Annotated in this window: 19 protein-coding genes; 12 read left to right on the plus strand and 7 right to left on the minus strand. The window is 36.1% G+C overall.

Annotated elements, in window-relative coordinates:
* The first annotated feature begins 286 nt into the window (after nucleotides 1-286).
* The 3 genes from MHB65_RS00845 to MHB65_RS00855 all read left to right on the plus strand — a co-directional run bounded on the left by MHB65_RS00845 (nucleotide 287) and on the right by MHB65_RS00855 (nucleotide 2589).
* The gene (locus tag MHB65_RS00845) at nucleotides 287-1081 is read left to right on the plus strand and encodes a transporter substrate-binding domain-containing protein (protein ID WP_205446423.1); all 795 of its coding nucleotides are present in this window, start codon (nucleotides 287-289) and stop codon (nucleotides 1079-1081) included.
* A gap of 133 nt (nucleotides 1082-1214) precedes the next feature.
* Nucleotides 1215-1874 (plus strand): amino acid ABC transporter permease, encoded by a 660-nt coding sequence (locus tag MHB65_RS00850; protein ID WP_036075291.1) that lies wholly within the window; start codon nucleotides 1215-1217, stop codon nucleotides 1872-1874.
* Nucleotides 1867-2589, plus strand: a complete 723-nt coding sequence (locus MHB65_RS00855; RefSeq protein ID WP_205446424.1) for an amino acid ABC transporter ATP-binding protein — start codon at nucleotides 1867-1869, stop codon at nucleotides 2587-2589. The genes MHB65_RS00850 and MHB65_RS00855 overlap by 8 nt, the downstream gene beginning before the upstream one ends.
* 50 nt (nucleotides 2590-2639) lie before the next feature.
* Here the strand turns inward: MHB65_RS00855 and MHB65_RS00860 are convergent, their stop codons facing one another.
* From MHB65_RS00860 to MHB65_RS00880, 5 genes are read right to left on the minus strand one after another with little or no spacing between them, the layout of a single operon-like run.
* Nucleotides 2640-3683, minus strand: a complete 1044-nt coding sequence (locus MHB65_RS00860) for a saccharopine dehydrogenase NADP-binding domain-containing protein (protein WP_342442173.1) — start codon at nucleotides 3681-3683, stop codon at nucleotides 2640-2642.
* Complete coding sequence (locus MHB65_RS00865) at nucleotides 3680-4384, minus strand: class I SAM-dependent methyltransferase (RefSeq protein WP_342442174.1); 705 nt, start codon at nucleotides 4382-4384, stop codon at nucleotides 3680-3682. The genes MHB65_RS00860 and MHB65_RS00865 overlap by 4 nt, the downstream gene beginning before the upstream one ends.
* A gap of 33 nt (nucleotides 4385-4417) precedes the next feature.
* Complete coding sequence (locus tag MHB65_RS00870; protein ID WP_342442175.1) at nucleotides 4418-5086, minus strand: ABC transporter ATP-binding protein; 669 nt, start codon at nucleotides 5084-5086, stop codon at nucleotides 4418-4420.
* Between the two features lie 37 nt (nucleotides 5087-5123).
* Nucleotides 5124-5867, minus strand: coding sequence for an ABC transporter permease subunit (locus MHB65_RS00875; protein ID WP_342442176.1), 744 nt, complete (start codon nucleotides 5865-5867; stop codon nucleotides 5124-5126).
* Nucleotides 5842-6819: an ABC transporter substrate-binding protein gene (locus MHB65_RS00880; protein ID WP_342442177.1), complete on the minus strand. Its 978-nt coding sequence runs from the start codon at nucleotides 6817-6819 to the stop codon at nucleotides 5842-5844. The genes MHB65_RS00875 and MHB65_RS00880 overlap by 26 nt, the downstream gene beginning before the upstream one ends.
* Nucleotides 6820-6931: 112 nt before the next feature.
* Between MHB65_RS00880 and MHB65_RS00885 the strand changes: the two genes are divergently transcribed.
* Complete coding sequence (locus MHB65_RS00885) at nucleotides 6932-7984, plus strand: helix-turn-helix transcriptional regulator (RefSeq protein ID WP_342442178.1); 1053 nt, start codon at nucleotides 6932-6934, stop codon at nucleotides 7982-7984.
* Here the strand turns inward: MHB65_RS00885 and MHB65_RS00890 are convergent.
* Nucleotides 7981-8148: a hypothetical protein gene (locus MHB65_RS00890; protein WP_342442179.1), complete on the minus strand. Its 168-nt coding sequence runs from the start codon at nucleotides 8146-8148 to the stop codon at nucleotides 7981-7983. The two genes, MHB65_RS00885 and MHB65_RS00890, sit on opposite strands and share 4 nt — an antisense overlap.
* A 680-nt stretch (nucleotides 8149-8828) precedes the next feature.
* Here MHB65_RS00890 and MHB65_RS00895 point away from each other — a divergent pair.
* The 8 genes from MHB65_RS00895 to MHB65_RS00930 all read left to right on the plus strand — a co-directional run bounded on the left by MHB65_RS00895 (nucleotide 8829) and on the right by MHB65_RS00930 (nucleotide 19653).
* A complete protein-coding gene (locus tag MHB65_RS00895) occupies nucleotides 8829-9290 on the plus strand; it encodes a GNAT family N-acetyltransferase (protein WP_342442180.1) in 462 nt (153 codons plus the stop codon).
* A gap of 80 nt (nucleotides 9291-9370) precedes the next feature.
* Entirely contained in the window at nucleotides 9371-10435 is a 1065-nt protein-coding gene (locus tag MHB65_RS00900) for a hypothetical protein (protein ID WP_342442181.1), read from the plus strand.
* 19 nt (nucleotides 10436-10454) lie between these two features.
* Nucleotides 10455-11567 carry a hypothetical protein gene (locus MHB65_RS00905; protein ID WP_342442182.1) on the plus strand — a complete coding sequence of 371 codons (1113 nt, stop codon included), beginning with the start codon at nucleotides 10455-10457 and terminating at the stop codon, nucleotides 11565-11567.
* Between the two features lie 27 nt (nucleotides 11568-11594).
* Nucleotides 11595-12713 carry a hypothetical protein gene (locus MHB65_RS00910; RefSeq protein ID WP_342442183.1) on the plus strand — a complete coding sequence of 373 codons (1119 nt, stop codon included), beginning with the start codon at nucleotides 11595-11597 and terminating at the stop codon, nucleotides 12711-12713.
* 41 nt (nucleotides 12714-12754) lie between these two features.
* Nucleotides 12755-13267 (plus strand): tail fiber protein, encoded by a 513-nt coding sequence (locus MHB65_RS00915; protein ID WP_342442184.1) that lies wholly within the window; start codon nucleotides 12755-12757, stop codon nucleotides 13265-13267.
* Nucleotides 13268-13282: 15 nt separating this feature from the next.
* Complete coding sequence (locus MHB65_RS00920) at nucleotides 13283-13783, plus strand: tail fiber protein (protein ID WP_342442185.1); 501 nt, start codon at nucleotides 13283-13285, stop codon at nucleotides 13781-13783.
* Between the two features lie 14 nt (nucleotides 13784-13797).
* On the plus strand, nucleotides 13798-14322 hold the full coding sequence (locus tag MHB65_RS00925) for a tail fiber protein (RefSeq protein ID WP_342442186.1): 525 nt from the start codon (nucleotides 13798-13800) through the stop codon (nucleotides 14320-14322).
* Between the two features lie 15 nt (nucleotides 14323-14337).
* Nucleotides 14338-19653, plus strand: coding sequence for an InlB B-repeat-containing protein (locus MHB65_RS00930; protein WP_342442187.1), 5316 nt, complete (start codon nucleotides 14338-14340; stop codon nucleotides 19651-19653).
* Between the two features lie 49 nt (nucleotides 19654-19702).
* Here MHB65_RS00930 and MHB65_RS00935 read toward each other — a convergent pair whose 3' ends face one another.
* Nucleotides 19703-20410: a DNA-binding response regulator gene (locus MHB65_RS00935; RefSeq protein ID WP_205446439.1), complete on the minus strand. Its 708-nt coding sequence runs from the start codon at nucleotides 20408-20410 to the stop codon at nucleotides 19703-19705.
* Between the last annotated feature and the right edge of the window lie 220 nt (nucleotides 20411-20630).

Raw genomic sequence — 20630 nt, forward strand, 5'->3', positions numbered from 1 at the left:
TAATTTAAGTTGTTTTTATGATCGAGGAATAAATAATGATAAAACGGAAAATAGTAAAGTTACCTTATAGAAAGAACGAAAGAAAAATAAATTGACTTATCAGAAAATTATGTATAAAATATTTAGCTAAAAATTTTTTAGTTTATCTTGATTATTATTTCAAAAGAGTATATCTTAATTAGCAGATAGATTTTTTATTCTTCAATATGAATAAATATCCAATCGACTATTTTCGAGAAATGTATTCTCATACACAATAAATTATAAATAAAAGGAGTTACTGAATATGAAGAACAAGTTATTCATCACAATGCTTGTATTAGTAATAGGTGTTCTTGCAGCATGTGGCACTAAAGATAATAATGCAAGTGATACAGGATCTACTACTGATACAGAAGGTAAGCAAGTATTAAAAGTTGGAACTTCAGCAGATTATGCACCATTTGAATATGTGGATGCAGCAAAAGGTGAAGAAATTATTGGCTTTGATATTGATTTAATTAAACTCGTTGGTGAAAAAATCGGTGTTGAAATGAAGGTGCAAGATATGGATTTCAATAGTCTAGTACCAGCTTTACAAGCAGGAAAAATTGATGTCGTTATTTCTGGTATGACACCGAACCCAGAGCGTGAAAAAGTGGTTGATTTCTCTGATAAATACAATGAAACAGAGCAAGTAATCCTTGTTAAAAAGGATAGCGGTATTAAAAAAGAAGCTGACTTAGCTGGTAAAAAAATAGGTGTACAGACAGCATCTATCCAAGAGAACTTAGGTAATGCAATAGCGAAAAAGGTTGATGTAAAAGTCGAAGGGCGTACACGAATTCCTGAGATCGTTCAAGATATGATGTCTAAACGTTTAGACGCAGGTATTTTAGAGGGTGGCGTTGCGAAAGGCTATTTAAAAACAAATGATCAATTAGAAGCTTTTCCTGTAGAAGAACAGCCTGAAGATTTCAAAGCAATCGCTGTGCCAAAAGGAAGCGATTTAAAAGATAAAATTAACAAAGCATTAAAAGAGCTAGCTGAAGAAGGCAAAATTCAAGAGCTGGAAGAAAAATGGCTAGAAAAAGTTGAATAATAATTGCGTGCGATAGCTCTATTTTTGGGCTATCGTTTGTGCTTTTCATTTTTAACCTCTATATCTCTTCCAAATTTGTGTTTGGTACAAAAAACAAAGCTACATCATGATGAAAAAGAAAGGAGGGAGCGCTGTGAATTTAGATTTTACAGCTATTGTTCCCTCTATTCCTTATATTTTAAAAGGGATAGGTGTTACACTTCAAATTGCAATCGGTGCATCCATCATCGGTTTTATCGTAGGTATACTTTTAGCATTATGTAAAATTGGTAAAGTGAATTTTTTACGTTGGTTTGCTGATTTCTATACGTCGATTTTCCGCGGTACACCACTTGTATTACAATTACTGATTATTTATTATGCAGTACCACAATTACTAGATATTCAAATTGAACCCATACCAACAGCGATTATTGCTTTTGGTTTAAACTCAGGTGCATATATTTCAGAAATTATCCGTGCGGGTATTAATGCAGTCGATAAAGGACAAATGGAAGCGGCACAGGCACTGGGTATTCCATATGCAAAAATGATGAAGGATATTATTATTCCGCAAGCAGTGAAAAATATTTTACCATCTTTAGTAAACGAATTTATTACATTAAATAAAGAAACGGCAGTTGTGACAGTAATCAGTGCATTAGATATTATGCGTCGTGCCTACATTGTAGGGGGTTCGACATATCGTTATCTTGAGCCATTACTTTTTGCAGGAGTAATCTATTACATCATGACGCTTGTTTTAACGTTCCTTGGTAAACGAATCGAGAAAGGAATGAGAAAAAGTGATTAAAATTGAAGATTTACACAAATCTTATGGACAGAATGAAGTATTAAAAGGCATTTCAACTGAAGTTAAAGAAAAAGAAGTAATTGCTATTATTGGACCTTCTGGATCAGGTAAATCGACATTTCTTCGTTGTTTAAACTTATTGGAAACTCCGACAAGTGGAAAGGTAACGATTGCAGGGGATGTCCTAACAGATAAAGGGACAAATATTATGAAAATACGTGAAGAAGTAGGGATGGTATTTCAGCATTTTCATCTTTTCCCTCATAAAACAGTTCTTGAAAATTTAACATATGCGCCAATTAATGTAAAGGGTATGGATAAGGCTACTGCTGTCAATAAAGCAGAAGAGTTACTGAAGAAAGTAGGTCTGTTTGAGAAGCGTCAAGAATATCCAAATCGATTATCAGGCGGACAAAAACAACGTGTTGCGATTGCGCGAGCACTTGCTATGAATCCAAAAGTTATATTATTTGATGAGCCTACATCGGCACTTGACCCTGAAATGGTTAAAGAGGTATTGGCTGTAATGAAAAACCTCGCAGATTCTGGTATGACCATGTTGATTGTGACACATGAAATGGGCTTTGCTCGTGAGGTTGCTGATCGTATTCTTTTCCTTGATGGCGGCAAGCTTATTGAAGATGCTTCACCAGAGCAGTTTTTTACAGCGCCATCAACACAGCGTGCTAAGGATTTTTTAGAAAAGGTTTTATAAAAAATAAAAGGCATTTAGCTCCCCGTCTAGGCGAATGCTAAATGTCTTTTTTATTGAATGGACAGTTCAAATTGAGCCTGTAAGGTTTCTAAAGTAAATAGCTCCTCAATATGATAGGCTCCTGATGAATGATTGTTGTTAAGGAGTTCTTTCGCAATAAATGCTGCAACTTTCGCTGTTACGAGAGATTCATCGCGTTCTAGAAAGTCTAATGTATAACTTGTTTCTTTGTGATGTTTTTTTCCAATGGCTTGTATTTGTATACCACACACATCAGAACCAATTTTAATTTTTTGAATAAGTGAAGCGAGCAAGGTTTGGATACGGTCAAATTTTAATAAGTAAGCAATTCTACTTTTTTGTAAAAAGGATACAAATCTATTGAGCGACTCTACATCAAAACCTAATCTTGTTTCGATAGGAATAGAAGGAAAATGCTTTGTTAATGTGTGCTGGTCAGAGAAATTAAATTGATACACACTACGTTTTCCAAATTTCTTAAATTTCACGGTTCTCTTATTAGTGAAATTAGCAACTCTCTGATTGTTGTAGCTACTGAACGGTGTATTTAATTGATGCAATATCCAAAGAATTGCTGCAGTGCCATGCGTATCGCCTGCGCCGAGTAAGATAGAAATATGCAGCCCCTCTACGGAGGATAATTGCTTTGCAGCATGCATGGCCATTAAATTGGTCAATCCTGGAGCCATACCAACACTAAATACGGCTGTTGAATGATTCTGTTCAGCTAGTAAATGGAGTGCCTCTAACTTTTTAAGGAAGGTATAGCTTGCAGTAATATCGATATACATAATCCCTTCATTTAAGCAAAGCTGTGCAAATGCAGTATCTTTTTGCTCTAAACACATAATAACCAGTGCTACATTATTTAATTGCTCTGGTTGCACTTTTTTCGACACATCCAATTGTAGAGGTCTTACTAAGTTATTGTGCTGGGCGCAGAAATCCTTAGCCTTTTCTATATTTCTTCCGGCAATCCATATTCTGTTAGGATAGCTTTGCAACAATAATTTTGCAATTTTCCCTCCCACTTCACCATAGCCTCCGATGATTAAGATATTCCCATTTTTCATAAAGTAGTTTCTCCCTTAATAGCGACTAAAGCGTCAATCATATGTGTTTTAAAATATGGAAGGATTGTCGTAAAACCAGCCTCTTTCAGCAAATCAATAAGCAATTCAAGAGTAATCGGGTGAGTTGTCATGCGAAAGGATTGTTCAAAGCGTTCCCAATGATCCTCGCTTATTCCGTTATGAAGCATGGAACTTCGCCAATAACGAAGCTCGTGTTTGAATGTTGGGGAAGTTAAATCAGCATTAATCGATGAGATAAATAACACACCATTTTCATTTAAGCTATCCGCAATTTTTTGAAGCATTGTCCTCTTCTGGTCCAAGTCTTCTATAAAATGTAAAACTAAATGACAACTAGCTACATCGAATAACTCATTCACTCTTAGGGAGAGTAAATCCTTCTCAAGCCACTTAATAGTAAGCTCGTGTGGTAGCGATTCAATTTGTTTAGCAGCCAGATCCAGCATTACCTTTGAGGTATCGACTGCTGTGAAATGGGCAGACGGAAAGGATTTGCCTAATGTGAGTAATTCCTGTCCGCCACCAGCACCTACTACTAAAAATTTATTTACAGCAGTAAAATTGTGAAGTATATTGGCCATCATGTCATAGATAAGATCATAGCCTATGATTTTTTGTCGAATGGACTGTTGATATGTGTTGACAGAAGGACTGTCCCAGTTATGTAAAGATCTATTCATTAAAATACCTCCAAAATAATTAATTTCTATGCGTTAAGATTCCGAGAGCAATTCCTTCATCTTTAAGCAATCATTCGGATGAAAGGCTGATGATTGTTTAGTGAAGTCACCCAGTATTTGTGTAGGACTATTCCCAAAAATAAGTATTCGTTGTCCAAGAAAAAGAGCCTCGTGTAAATCATGTGTCACTAATAAAACGGTTGGTTGATAGTCCAACCAAAGTGTATGGACTAACTGCAACATTTCCTTTTTTAAACGGACATCCAGTGACTGGAATGGTTCATCCATTAATAAAAGAGCTGGTTGATTAACCATCGCTCGAATAAGTGAGACTCGCTGTTTCATACCTCCACTTAATTGATGCGGATAGTGTGCTTTATTGTGATAGAGCCCTGCAATTTTTAATAATTGATTTATCCGTTCCACATCAACTGTCTCACTGACCCATGCAATATTTTCAAATACGGTGAGACTAGGAAGAAGACGTGGCTCCTGAAAAACATAGCCTAAAGATCCAGTAGGAGAGCTTATTAGCCCTGAATCGGGTGATATAAGCTTTGCAATAAGCCTTAATAATGTCGTTTTTCCGATACCTGAAGAGCCTAAAATACATGTCACTGTCTGAGGGGCAATTTGTAATTGAAACTGCTGAAAAATTTCCTTTTGATTTCTTGAAAAGGATAGATTCTCAAGGATTAACATAGGCTAAGCTCCTTTCTAAAGATGTACAGGAATAATACTAGATAGATTGCTTTAGTAGTCTTTGTAGGAAAAACTCCATAGCTAGACCAACTAATGCAAGTATGATCGTCCAGGCAAACACTGTTGGGGTATCAAAGAAAACACGTGCTTGACTAAGCTGCTGACCAATCCCTCCATGACCCACAATTAACTCTGACATGACAATTGTCTTCCACCCCATTCCAACTGCTATTAATAGGGCTGAATGTAAGTAAGGTGATACTTGTGGAAAATAAATATCTCTTATCACTTTCTTACGTGAAACTCTAAAACATTGAGCTATTTCGAGCAGTTCTTGAGGAGTTTGAAGTATCCCTTTCATGACATTAAAGAAAAAGATAGGAACTAAAGTGACGAAAATAATAAAGATTTGAGCACCACCCTGTTCTCCAAACCATAAAACCGTAAATAACATCCATGAAACGGGAGGAATGGATTGAGCTAATGTAATAAGCGGTTTTATAAAATCTTTTAACTTATTTGATAAACCTGCTGCGATTCCTAAAATACTACCCAATAACAAAGACAGCAGTATTCCAATAAGAAAGGACAGTATTGTAATAAAAAAGGCGGACCAAAACACAGGGCTTCCTAATAGTTTGAATAAGACAGAAACAACTACAATAGGGCTAGGTAATAGTACGTCAGGATATTTAGTAGCTAATATAATCCAGAAAAGTATTAGCACGATCATGCTACCTGTTGAACGAAGTAGGCTATTCATTGTAATAGAAGTCTTCATTAGGTAATGCACCACCTATAGAGTCAGGTGCAATCTCTAGTAAAATCTTAAAATAAGCTTCTGTTTCATTCCGCGCTTGTTGAGCGGTTTGAAAGTGTAAGGAGCTATTTGTTAATGCACTTTCCATAATTTTTTCATTGCTTTTGAAAAAATCACTCAGTAAGGGCAAGGAAACATCAGACTGTTGATATAAATCAGTAATTGCTTGTTCAGAAAGCGCTTGAAATTGTTTAATAGCATGTTGATTACTAGATGCCCAAGCCTTATTTACAAAAATACCGGTTTGAGGTAATTGTTTGCTAAATTGTTTCTGCCATACTTCTTCAAAATTGATGGCAATATGTAAATCTGTCTGTAAATTAGCTTGTACTATACTTAACAATGGCTCTGGAATAACAACATGTTGAATAGCTCCTGATGCTAGTTGTTGACCAATTTCAGTTAGATTGACAAAGGAGAGCTTAACACCAGGGATATTATTTTGAGCAATTAAGTAATTTGTTAAAATATCTGGTGGACCACCTTGACTAGGTACGAAAATAGTTTGATGTGCTAAATCTTCTAATTTTTGAACCTTGTCATCCGTAGAAACAAGAAACATAGAGCCAAATGTATTGACTTGAATAAGTTGTAAAGGCATACCTTTTGCATATAGATTTGCCCCCATATTAAGAGGAAGTGCAATAAATTGTGCTTGTTTTTTTTGTATTTGAGCTAAAAGGGTATCTGCTGTTTCCCAGGTAATAAGTTCAATATCCTTCTGTTGCTCTGCCAATAAGATACTTGGAAAAATAGCTGGCGATTTAGGTGCACTAATAGTAGCTTTAAGAGTTTGCTGTTCTTCTGAATTCTGATCACTACCCGCAGTTGCTGGAGATGATTTCTCTGAGCAGCCACTAATAACGGCAGTTGTTAGTAAGACAATAAAAAATAAAAAGTAAAATTTCTTCAAAATAGTATTCCTCCTTGTTGAACTTCTGTACAATTCAATTAAGAATTATTCTCAATTATAAACTTTCGGAAAAAAAGAACTATCCCATATTTCTGGGGGGAGGTAGGTTTTTATGAAGGAAGCACACTATTGGCAAAGAAAATCTGAACAATGCTTCAAGCACAGCAAAAATTCATTTGAATATCGTCAATTGATGATAGAAGCTCTACGAACACATATAAATTTTGATGCTTATTGCTGTACATTAACGGATGCACATACACTTTTTTCAGTAGGAGCAGTCACAGAACAATCAATAGAGGCAATTCATCAGAAGATTATGGAGTTGGAATATACGACAGAAGATGTAAATAAATATGGATTCTTAGTACAAAGTGGTCAAAATATAGGCAGGTTAAGCGATTCGTCAAGTCAAAGCTTCCGTTATAAAGAAGTGTTTATGCCCAATGGTTTTAGCGATGAAATAAGAGCTGCATTAACCTATCAAGGACAATGCTATGGGTTTTTAACACTTTTCAAAAGAGCTGAAAATGAGCAGCCTTTATTTCAAGATCAAGATCTAGTGCTTATAAAAATACTGATGCCAATTATGGGGGAATCGTTAAAGGAGTTCCATCATTATATTATTGAGGAGAGGATTCCAGCTGTAGAAGGAGAACAAGGCATTGTTATTTTTGATAAAAGGTTAAAAATTCTTTCAAGTAATACCAAAGCTTGTGAATTGCTCTCTATTTTAAGAAAGTATGAAAGTTTAGCAGATATACAAGTACCTAAGCCTATTCAAGCTATATGCGCAAAGCTACTAGCTGACAATTACAATTCAAATACTTCTTTAATAGTACCTATCAAAGATACAGGCTATATTGCTATTCGGGCATCACTATTGCTGACAAGCCAACAAGAACAGCAAATTGCTTTATTAATAAATGAAGCATCATCAAGAGAAATGCTCAATTTTTTAATAACGGCCTATAATCTTACCCCTAGAGAAAAGGAAGTAGTGTTTGAAATTATTAAAGGTATTCCTACAAAAGAAATTGCTCATAATCTTGATATTTCAACTTACACAGTACAAGATCATTTAAAGGTAATTTTTCAAAAAGTAAATGTCTCGAATCGGAATGAGCTAGTATGGAAGATCTTTTCCCGATTCCAATTAGATTAATAAGGTGAACAATCAAAAGAATCTGCTAGCTTTCTAGCAGATTCTTCATTGTGTTGAAAAAAGATGATGTCAATGGCAGAAAAAGCAACTTTGCAAGGTGAGAGGTTGATTTCCGTTCCGCCAGCGTCCTTTCCAGGGGGCGTCCGATGAGCCGCTTCACTCACTTACGTTCGCTCCAGGGTCACATCTGTGACGCTAAATCCCCTAGGAGTGACGCTGGCTCCACTCCAATCAACCATTCTGCAAAATGTCTTTACTTTTTTCATACTAGCATAGCAATCAATTAGTCCATTATCTGGATTCTTAGAGGGGATAAGCTCTTATTTTCAATGTGGAGAAGTGATGCGTGACAACACCCTTCCATAAAGAGTAGTGAACACCTTCACTTTATTTGAAATCCATTTCTACCTTTCAATTGACTGTTTTGTTTTTCAACACTAATAAGAATCTGCTAGCTTTCTAGCAGATTCTTATTGTTTATTAACATTCCATCAGTAGGTGTGTGATTGGAAGCTATTAAGCTACATCAGTGATAGTTAAAAAGAAGCCAATAACTATACTTTAGCTACTAACATCACTAATCATAATAAAAGGTTAAGAAAAATTAACCTAAAAAATGGAATAAATTCATAGTGAAATCTATTGACCTATAATATAATGAAAAAAAGGCTGAAAGTCACCAAATAAATGCAATAATAGACTTTAAATTTGGGTATTAAGGATTAGTTATTAATAGGGTTTAAAAAATCTGAATTTTAAGATAAATGAAGTGGGAGAGATATAACAGACATGGGTTATAACTCTATAATCATTAAGATTTTCAAGAAAAGAAGGGGGTGAGAGGATGAAAGTAGAGCTTAAATCTACTACAAAAGATGATGAGCCATTCCTTTACGAAGTCTATGCTTCTTCTCGTAGGAAAGAAATAGATTCATGGGGATGGTCTGCTGAACAAATACAGCACTTTTTAGAAATGCAGTGGTGCGCACAGCAGACCTCATATAGGCAGCGATTTCCACAGGCAAACCACTGTATTATTACTTCAAATGAGCAATATATAGGGAGATTGTTAACAGAAGACTTACCTGAGCAACTACATATAATTGATATCTCTATTCTGCCAAGCTTCCAAGGTAATGGAGTAGGAACTTATCTAATTAGCAATCTTCAGCAAAAGGCAAATGAAGAAAATAAACCAGTGATATTGCAAGTTCTTCATACAAATCCTGCAAAAAATCTATATGAGCGATTAGGATTTCAAGTAGTGTCAACGGATGAAATCTATTTAAAAATGAGATGGCAATAAACAAAATGGATTTGAGTGTTGCCACTCTTTTAAAGCTACAACCCGTCCATTATTAAAAAATAAAGAGAGGTGAATGTGAATTGCCAATATCAAATACGGCTTTACAGACATATGAAGAAGATTTACGGCAAACGATTCAGTGCTTTTTTAATTTAGAGGGACAAGTCGAAAGTATCATTGTTCACATTGACAGCAATATCAAAAGCTATATTCGAAAAAAAGAAAGAGGATTCTTATTAGCGAGTAAAAAGAAAGAAAAATACCTCGGAGAACTAAGAATACTACAATCGGATTTACAAAAATCTTTAATCGGTATTTCTCATATCAAACAGCTACTTGTCAATGAAATAAACACTTTGCTAAAAGATAGCAGAGAATTTCAGCAAGCTTTTAAGGAGATGCTTCCCTTACTGCCATTTGCACTATCAAGCTATCCCTTTGAGACAAGCCTTTCTTCAAATGTTCAATTTAGCGTATTTCTGTCCCCCTTAATTGAAAAAGAGATAGTAACAAAATTGCCACTACTAACTGCAGCATTTGAATCGAGCCAAGTGAACGGGATAATAGTAACTCTAGAAAAATTTGATGTGAACATAAAAGAGCAAATAAATGAAGCCAAAAGCAGTGTAGCTAAATTAATGTCTAGCGTAACGGAAACAGAAAATGAATTGGATAGGCAATTTGGTAATGTCATCTCAAATTTAAATCAAAGTGATAGATTGTCAGAATCCCCCTCTACTCAACAGGACTTCATTGCTGAGATTAAAAGCAAGGGAGAGCAGTTGAAAATATGGGCGGACCATTATCAAATGTTTCATACAATGCTTGGAAAAGATATGGAATTCCAAGAAGCTATACATCTAACGGCAAAAGTATTAAGCGAAGGTTTAGAGGAACCAGCGCAAATCTATCAAAACCAGAGAATTTTACAAGGAGCTTATCTACTTGAAACAGGCGCGACCTATATGACATTAGCACAAGATTTAAAGCTTTCTGAACAACAGGCAAAGTTGCTAGTAGCAGCATACTTATTGCTAAACCAAGAGAGCATAGTAGTAGTTGCTGAACAAGTGAATTTGGAATTGATGGAGATTGAAGCTTTTTATAAAGAAAATAAAGAATTTTTTTCTTTAATTATTTCCTAAACAGAAAGGAGAAAATGCTATGCCAATTTCGGAATACCAATTAGACAATTATGTGAAGGAACTTCAACCCAGTATTAAAAATATAATTGAACTAGAAGACAAGCTTGGAAAAGCCGGTGGAGATATAGACAGTATTTTATCCAAATTAAACGATGAAGGATTTGATCTTGGTGCATGGCTTGGTGACAATCTATTTCGGACAGATAACCCGAAAAGGAAAGAAACAGCTATTCAACTGTTAAATGACTTAAACAATGAATTAAGTTATGCAAAAATTGATTTAAATATTTTAAAGCATGATATCCAAGATGAATTAAATACTTTATTAAAGGAATATGGGGAATGGAAAACTTACTTTGATAATAGGTTACCATTCATTGCATTTTCCATAGCTGTACCTAAATTCCAGGCTTCTAATCCCTTTCATCGATTAATGCTAGGGTTTGTATTAACCATCGTATTGAAAGATATATTATTACCAATATTTGAGGTGTTAGGGTTAGGTGTTGTAGGTCTTATCGTGGTGGTGGTGTTAATAGATGGAATAATTCAAGGCGAAAAAAGAATGGAGCTATTTGAAAATATCCAAAAAGAAACAAAAGTAGCGATGGAAGATGTTAAAAAGCTAAGGCAGGATATCAATGATGTGCAGGTACAAGTAAATACCTTTTTTGAAGATGTGGCAAAGAGCTTTCAAGAAACAGGCTTGTTAACGAAGCCATATACAAACCATCAGGAGCTAGTATCGTTTGTAAAATTACAGGCTGGGACATTAAGACGTTGGTCGGATCAATATGATTCGATGAAGCGAATGATTAATAAAGGCTTAGATATTGAATTTTCAGCAGAAGTGGTTGCTGCAAATCTAGTAAATAAACAAGATGATAAAAGTGAATTAGACAATTATACCAAGCTGTTAATGGGTGCATACCTTATTGAAATGGGAGAGTCCAATAGTGTAGTGTCTCAAAAGCTTGATATGTCCTTAGAAAGAATTAAAAAAGTAAAAGCAACCTACATGTTATTTAAAATGCATACACCAGATGAAATTGCACAAGTCTTGGAAATGGATGTAAACGAGGTCATGACGATTCAAGAGACGAATAGCGATTTAATAGCAATTGTTAGCTAAAAAATAATCTTAGAATGGATGGATAATATGGCGATTACAGAAGCGACATTAGCAACCTATGTAGAAGAATTACAGCCTGCTCTAAAAAATATTTATGAGGTAGAAGACAAGCTGGCTGAGTGTAAAGAGGGAATTGATAGCATCATTTCTAAGCTATTAGACGAGGATTTAGAAATTAGTGCATGGCTTGGTGATAATCTATTTCGTACAGATAACCCAGAGCGAAAAGTACAAGCAATTAAGCTTTTAAAAGAGCTGAAAAGTGAGTTAAGTGGAACATCAATTGACTTAAATATTTTAAAGCATGATATCCAAGATGATTTAAATAGTTTGCTAATGGAATTCCTCGAATGGAGAAAATGCTTTAAAAATACGTTGCCGCTGATTTCTTTATCAATCGTTGTGCCTTCTTATAAGAAAATCGCTTTAGATAAATATGTGGCGCTTACATTATTTGTAGTTAATCAATGGATTGGAAAAATAAAAGTGCTGGATAGCTTAGTTGCGAAACTAGGTACGCTTGGTGCAATAGCTGCTGTCCTTTACCTTATTACAGGAATTATTCAAGGTGAATTGCGGAAAGAGTATTTTGAAAATATTCAAGCAGAAACGAATAAGGCAAAAGAGGATTTAACTAAGACCAAACAAGAGATTAATCGTGGACAGAGTCAAGTTAATGCTTTCTTTAAAGATCTTGCAATGACATTTAAGGAGACAGGACTTTTACAAGATACTGTTGTAAATCATCGAGAGCTAGTTTTCTTAGTAAAGGAGCAAAACTCTACATTACGCAAATGGTCAGATCAATTTAATGCTATGAAACGGATGCATGAAAAAGGGATGGATTTATCCGTGGCAGCAAGTATAGCTGCTGAAGCATTATGTAAAAACACCGCGGATCCAAATGAGTTACAAAAAGTCACTAATACTTTATTAGGCTCGTATTTAATAGAGAGCCATACAGATTTAGCTGAAATCTCCAATACCTTAAAAGTTTCTGGGGATCAAGCAAAGAAAATAAAGGCTATGTATATGTTATTTACGAAGCATACACCATCCGAGATAGCAAGAGTCTTAGAAATGGAAATCCAAGAAGTCGAATCTATCCAAGAAGAAAATAAGGATATTTTAGCGAGTGTTGCTTAATATAGCATTCATCGAAATTACAATAAGGGAGGATGTGCATAATGTCAGATCAATATGTAGGCGAAATACGCATGTTTAGCGGTAAATATGCTCCAGTAGGGTGGGAATTATGCAATGGTCAATTATTGACTATTACAGGTAATGAGGCACTTTTTTCATTAATAGGTGTCAAATATGGGGGAGATGGTAGAACGAATTTTGCTTTACCAGATTTACGTGGAAGACTACCGATTCATAATAGTTCCCAGTTCCCCTGGGCAAGTAAAGGTGGCACGGAGACGGTTGCATTAACAGAGGAAAATTTACCTGCCCATACTCATAGTGTTTATGCCAATAATATACCAAATGAAGCAACCGAAAACTCACCAGCTAATAATACCTGGGGAATATCTAGCCTTACAAACTATCAAACGAATGTTTCCAGTAATATTGTACAAATGAACAACGAGTTAGTTTCTAATGTAGGTGGAAATCAATCTCATAATAACATTATGCCTTCATTTGTCCTTAATTTTATAATTGCAACGCAGGGACTTTATCCCGATTTTCAATAAAAAGGAGTGAGTATAATGGCAGAGCCATTTTTAGGCGAAATACGTCTTTTTAGTTTCAATAAAATACCGAGAGGGTGGCTTCCTTGTAATGGTCAAACATTACCTATAACTGGAAATGTTGCGTTGTATTCATTGTTAGGAGTTACGTATGGAGGGGATGGCAAGACAACCTTTGCGCTTCCGAATTTACAAGGTAGAGTACCATTACATCAAGGTAATCAGATTGCTTACGGAACAGTAGGAGGAGAGGAAGCACATACATTGACAGTTAACGAGATACCCTCTCATACCCATGAAATAACAGCAGATTCTTCGACAACAGATAAGCCTTCACCAAAAGACAATACATGGGGTGCAGTTAATGGGAAGAATATTTATGCTAAAAACCATAACACAGCTATGAATGAAACTGCTTTGTCAAGTACAGGACAGAATAAAGCACATAATAATATGCAGCCCTATTTAAGCTTATCATTTTGTATTGCAACAATGGGCATTTTTCCAAGTAGAGGATAAGGAGGGACTACAGAATGGATCCGTATTTAGGTGAGATTAGAATTTTCGCAGGAAACTATGCTCCGAGAGATTGGGCATTTTGTGATGGCAGTCTATTGTCTATTGCTCAATACAATGCTTTATACTCCATTATCGGAATAACTTATGGTGGAGATGGTAAGACAACATTTCAGTTACCTGATTTAAGGGGACGTGCCCCCATGCACTATGGCGATGGTCCTGGTTTAACGCCAAGGACATTTGCCCAATCAATAGGATCAGGTACAGTAACTCTTAATGAAACACAAATGCCTATTCATAAACATATAGCACAGGGGTCCTCTGTAGTAGCAGGTGGCATTAACAACCCCACTAATGCTATTTGGGGTAGTGAGTCAGCGCTTTCGGCAAAACCATATGTTAATTTAAAAAATGCAATTGCAATGAAAGTAGATATAGTAAATCCACAAGGTGGAAATCAACCACATAATAATATGCAGCCATTTGTCGCAATGAATTTTATTATTTGTTTAGACGGAATATATCCTCAGAAGCCATAAGAAGGTGGAGTGAGAATGGAATTAGCTTCTTTTATAAAATCAACAGTATATAAAATATTAATAATTTTAACCATTTCTACAATGGTTTTCTCAACCTTAGGAATACAACCTGCAAGTGCTAGTTATACAGACACATTATCTCCTGTAGAACAGATGAATGTAAAAAAGGATTCTAATGGTCAACTTTTAGCGGAATATAATGACCCTGCTATGATGAATGTTGCAACTAAAGATTTTGCTGCTTTGAAATTTAGTATTGATACATCTAAACCCATCCTTTCAGCTCAGCTTGCTTTAGCTGGAATAAATCAAGATAATAAACCTTTTTCTAATCTAGAAGTTAGAATAGGTAATAATAATTGGAATAGTACTTCTCCAGGAAATAACTTTCCAGATTTTATACAGGGAATTCCTACAAAAAATGAAGCTGTAGCTCAAGGTGACGGTGGACAAGTTTATGAAGAATTGATTGATGTGACAGATCTAGTAACAAATTCATCAGCAATTATAGGTAATAATGTAACATTTATATTAACGAGTAATTCAAATGAGATGACTGTAGTTAAATTTAGTAGCTCGATGGATTCTGAATTGGCACCCTTGGCACCTACTCTAAAAATTACCTATGGTGATGGTCAAAATAGTGTACCCACCGATATATCATTAAATCCAGCTACAGTAGAAGAAAACCAACCAACAGGAACAACCGTGGGAATGTTAAGTACTACAGACCCCGATGCAGGAGAGACGTTTACATATAGTTTAGTAAATGGCCCAGAGGATAACGATAATAATAGCTTTAGCATCGATGGAACACAGTTAAAAACAGCAGGTGTGTTTGACTATGAAGCCAAGAGCAGTTTTAGTGTACGGATCAGGGTAACTGATAAAGGTGGTCAAGGTCTATCATTTGATAAATCGTTTACTATCAATGTGACAGATGTCAATGAAGCCCCAACAGATATTTCATTAAACCCAACGACAGTAGCAGAAAATCAACCATCAGGAACCAAAGTCGGAACATTAAGTGCTACTGATCCTGATGCAGGTTCCTCTTTTACGTATAGTTTAGTAAATGGAGCAGGTTCAACAGATAATAGTAGCTTTAGCATAGTAGGTAATGAACTCCGAACAAATAGTTCGTTTGATTATCAAACAAAGAACAGCTATAGTGTTCGAATTCAGGTAACGGATAATAAAGGATTAACGTTTGAAAAAATATTTACCATTTCGGTGACAGAATTGAATGAGGGTCCAACAGATATTACGCTAAGCTCACTTACAGTAGCGGAAAATGAGCCTGTAGGAACGGTTGTTGGTACATTTAGCACTACTGATCCTAATGTTGGAGACACATTTACTTACAGCTTAGTGGCTGGCACAGGAGCTACAGATAACAGTAGCTTTACCATCGATGGGAATCAGCTAAAAACCGCAGAAATATTTGATTATGAGACGAAGAATAACTACAGTGTGCGAATTAAAGTATCCGATAGTACCAATAATTTATATGAAAAAGCATTCACTATAAGTATTTCAGATGTCAATGAAGCCCCAACAGATATTTCATTAAGCCCAACATCAATAGCAGAAAATCAACCATTAGGAACCAAAGTCGGAACATTAAGTACCACGGATGCTAATGTAGGAGAGACGTTCACGTATAGTTTAGTAGTTGGTACAGGTGATACCGATAATAGTAGCTTTACTATAGTCGGGGATGAACTGCGGACAAATAGCTCATTTGATTACGAAACCAAGAATAGCTATAGTGTTCGGATTAGGGTAACAGATAAAGATGGCTTATTTTATGATAAAGAATTTACTATATCGGTTACCGATGTCAACGAAGACCCAATACCTACACTGATATCAACAGCACCAGCCAATAATGCAACAAATATTCCAATTAACCCTACACTAACTTTAACATTTAGCGAAAATGTGAGTGGTGTTGCAGGAAAGAACATTCGTATCTATGGTCCAAATAATAGTTTAATAGATACAATAGACGCTACTAATGCAACAGTAAATGGCTCTACGGTATCAATTCAACCAACTAATACTCTATTAAAAGAGATAACTTATTATGTATTAATGGACGATGGGGCATTTGTAGACACAGCCAATCAGGGTGTAGCAGGTATAACAGCAAATAATATATGGCATTTTACTACGCTATCTCCTAGTGATAATGCCAATTTAAGTAGTTTAGTTATTTCATCAGGCAATTTAAATCCTAATTTTACAGATAGTACAGTGAATTATCAGGTTAATGTTGCTTATAATGTTGAAAATATTGAAATAACGCCAACGACCGCAGATAGTAGTGCAATCCTTAAATTCAATGGTATCTCCATTGCAAGTGGACAATTGAGAACAATACCTCTAAATGTAGGTAGTAACACGATTACCATTGTTGTAACTGCTGAAAACGGAGTAGCAACTAAAACATATACCCTCACGGTGATAAGAGCATTACCTACTCTCGAACAAGTAGACAATGTGGCTTTAAGCACTAGTGGTATTGCGACATGGACAGATATAGCAGGTGAATCTTCCTATGCTGTACAGCTCTATAAAGATAGCTCTCCGATTGGTAGTGTCGTTGACATATCAGCAGATACAACAACGCATAATTTCCTAACAGCAATGCGTGCTGCTGGAGTGGGAGCGTATACAGTAACCGTAAAAGCCAAGGGAGATGGGTTAACATATTTAGATGGTGCTCCGTCAATCTCTTCTAACACACAAACGATTATTAAACTAGCAAGTATTACAAACGGTTTGAACTGGGATGGAGATATTGCGAAATGGCAGGCTATTCCTAATGCGGTGAGCTATGATGTGCTTCTGTATAAGGGCGGTATAGCAGTTGGAACAGCAACAAATGTATTAGCTGGTAATATCAATGAAGGTGTTGACTTTACTACCGCATTCCAAACAAATGGCATAGGAAGCTATACTTTTACTGTACAGCCAAAAGGTGATGGACTACTAATTTTAGATGGGGATCAAGGAGTATCGTCTTCAACACAAATCATTTCACCTTTAACTTATACAGTTTTATACGATGGTAACGGTAATACAGGTGGAACTGTACCTCAAGATAATGCAATATATAGTCAAAATGACGATGTCACTGTAGCTGCCAATGATGGCGGTCTAGTTAAAACTGGGCACTCATTTATAAGCTGGAATACAAAGGCGAATGGTACAGGTACATCTTATCTGCCAAATAATACATTTAAAATAGCAACCGAAAATATCACACTTTTTGCACAATGGGCAATTAATCATTATACAGTGAGCTTTGATGTAGATGGAGGAAGTACCATCTCGAATCAAACAATAGATTATGGGGAAAAAGCAAGTCAACCAACCCCAGAGCCAACGAAAGCTGGTCATACATTTGTCGGCTGGTACACAAGTAGTACTGGGAATACACATTTTAATTTTGATACTGCCATTACAGGAGACACCGTAGTCTATGCAAAATGGAGTCCAGTGGCTGTGACACATACGGTAAGCTTTGATGTAGCAGGAGGAAGTGCCGTATCAAATCAGACAGTTGCACATGAAGAAAAAGCAAGTCAGCCGACACCAACGCCAACAAAAACTGGTCATACATTTGGAGGCTGGTATACAAGTGGTTCCTACACAACGCCATATGATTTTAACAGTGCAATCACAGCGGACACAACGATCTATGCAAAATGGAATCCGGTGGTTGTGACACATACGGTAAACTTTGATGTAGCAGGAGGAAGTGCCGTATCAAATCAGACGGTGACACATGAAGGAAAAGCAAGTCAACCGACATCTGCGCCAACAAAAGCTGGCTATACATTTGGAGGTTGGTATACAAATAATGCCTACACAACACCATATAATTTTGATACTGCAATTACAGCCAACACAGTGATCTATGCAAAATGGATTAGTAATAATACAGGTGGTGGTAATACCGATCCTTCACCAAATCCTGATTCAGGTTCATCAACACCTTCAACCAATGTAGAGGAAATTGTGGTAGATGTTGAGTCTGGTGAGGGTGACCTAGTTTCTAAAACAACAATAAAACGAACAAAAAATGTAGATAACACTATAAAGGATGAAGTGACATTAACTGCTGAGAGCGCAACAGAGACAATTAGAAAATTAAAGGAACAAGGAAATGATAAAGCAAGAATCATCATTCCGGATCAGCAGGATCAAGTAAATCAAATTCATGTGTCTATACCCAATAATGTGGTAACACTTCTACAAAATGGTGCAGTCCATCTTGAAATTGTCACAGATAACGTCAAAATTGAAGTGCCAAAAACTTCGTTGGAAATGTTTAATGATAATCTCTATTTCAGACTTATTCCTATAAGAGGGCAGGCTGAACAATTGGATATCCAAGAACAAGCAAAAAAGGAAAGGGTTGTGCAGCAGTTGGCTGGAAGTGCAGTTGTTGAGTTACTTGGTCGTCCAATGATCATTGAAACAAATATGCAAAGCCGTCCCGTCACATTAACCTTACCTTTACCTACAGATTTAACACAGGAACAGCTCAATCATCTGGCTATCTATATAGAGCACAGTGATGGCACAAAAGAAGTTGTACGTGGAAAGATTGTAGAATATGAAAAAGGAATAGCAGGTTTACAGTTTGAGGTAAATAAGTTCTCTACATTCTCTATTCTTTACTTACCAGAAAAGGAAGAAGTGAAGGAGCCAACTACTGACGCCGTCATACATTCACCTTATATCCAAGGCTATCCAGATGGTACCTTCCGTCCGAATGCCCCTGTTACACGAGCACAGATGGCAAGTATGTTTGCCCGTCAATTAACAGGTGATGCAATTCCGCAAGCGAAGGCAACCTATACAGATACCATTCAGCATTACGCAAAAGATGCGATTGAATTTGCAAAGGAAAAGGGTTTGTTTACAGGGGTTACGGCAACTAACTTTAATCCAAACGGCTTGATTACGCGTGCACAGATGGCAACAGTAGCTGCCCGCTGGATAGAACAGCAATGTGTAGATCGTCCTGATGCAGATTTTTGTCAACCAACCTTACAAAGTGCAGTATTCAAAGATGTGAGCGACAATCATTGGGCAGTGAAAGCGATTGATACTGTCAATACAGCGGGAATTATGACAGGAGTAACAGCAGATACATTCAATCCAGATGGCTACTTAACACGTGCACAAGCGGTGAAAGTATTAAATCGACTGTTTGAGCGTCAAGTCCTCGTTGAAAATCAAACACCATTATTTAAAGATGTGCCAAGACAGCATTGGGCATTTTATGAAATTCAAGAAGCAGCAAAAAAATAAGCTGAAAATTGGGCACGACGATTCGTTATGTAATCGCCGTGCCTTTTTTTCATGATTCAAATAGAAATTGATACCCAGAACCTCTCACGGTTACAATCCTAGCTCTATGGCCAGTGACAGATTCCAGTTTTTTTCGTAAATTACTAATATGAACCTTTAATGCCTGAGTATGCCCAATACTTTCCTCTGCCCAAATAAGCTTATACAATTCTGAAGGATGAAAAATTTGTCCTGGCCGTTGTGCTAGAAAGAAAAATATTTGAAATTCCTTTGTGGATAAGGCTAAAGCTGTGTTACCAATATAAACTCTTCCTGAGTGAACATGAAAGTGAAAATCTTCTATAGTACGAGCATCTTCATCTATTGGGTGTACATCGGCTTTTAATTGAAACTGCTTTCTACGCAAAGAAATTCTTTCAATTGTTTTCATTAAACGTTCTTTCTCAATAGGTTTTAAAATATAATCAAAAGCCTGTACAGTAAAAGCCTCTAAGGCATAATGTTCATAGGCAGTTACAAAAACAATGTCTATTAAATGCACAAAGTTTGCAAATTTACTGGCCAATTCAATACCATTCATTTCGGCCATTTCGATATCTAAAAAAAGAATATCTGGTTTGAGTGTAGGGATGTTTGCTATAGCTTCTAGTGGATTTAGAAATTTCCCCACAATAGTAACAGCACCATTGTCGTTTAATGTAGCTTCTAATAAATTGATTGCCAAAATTTCATCGTCTACAATGATGGCTTTTAACATTTTTTCACCTCTTTTCATCTAAAATTAGGGGGCTTTTTCAAATATCACTAAGAAGTTGGTAGAAGTAAAACTTCTGTCACCAATGCTATACTTTGTCCACAGCAACGGGACATCCACTAAATAATTACATGTTTTTGAAAATTCAATAATTTTTAGGTGGCAGAACGCCGTTCGCCGTCCAATTTAATTGGAATATTATCCTGCAAATTTTACTAGCGCA

This window comes from Lysinibacillus sp. FSL K6-0075 (assembly GCF_038592945.1).
Lineage (GTDB): Bacteria > Bacillota > Bacilli > Bacillales_A > Planococcaceae > Lysinibacillus > Lysinibacillus fusiformis_F.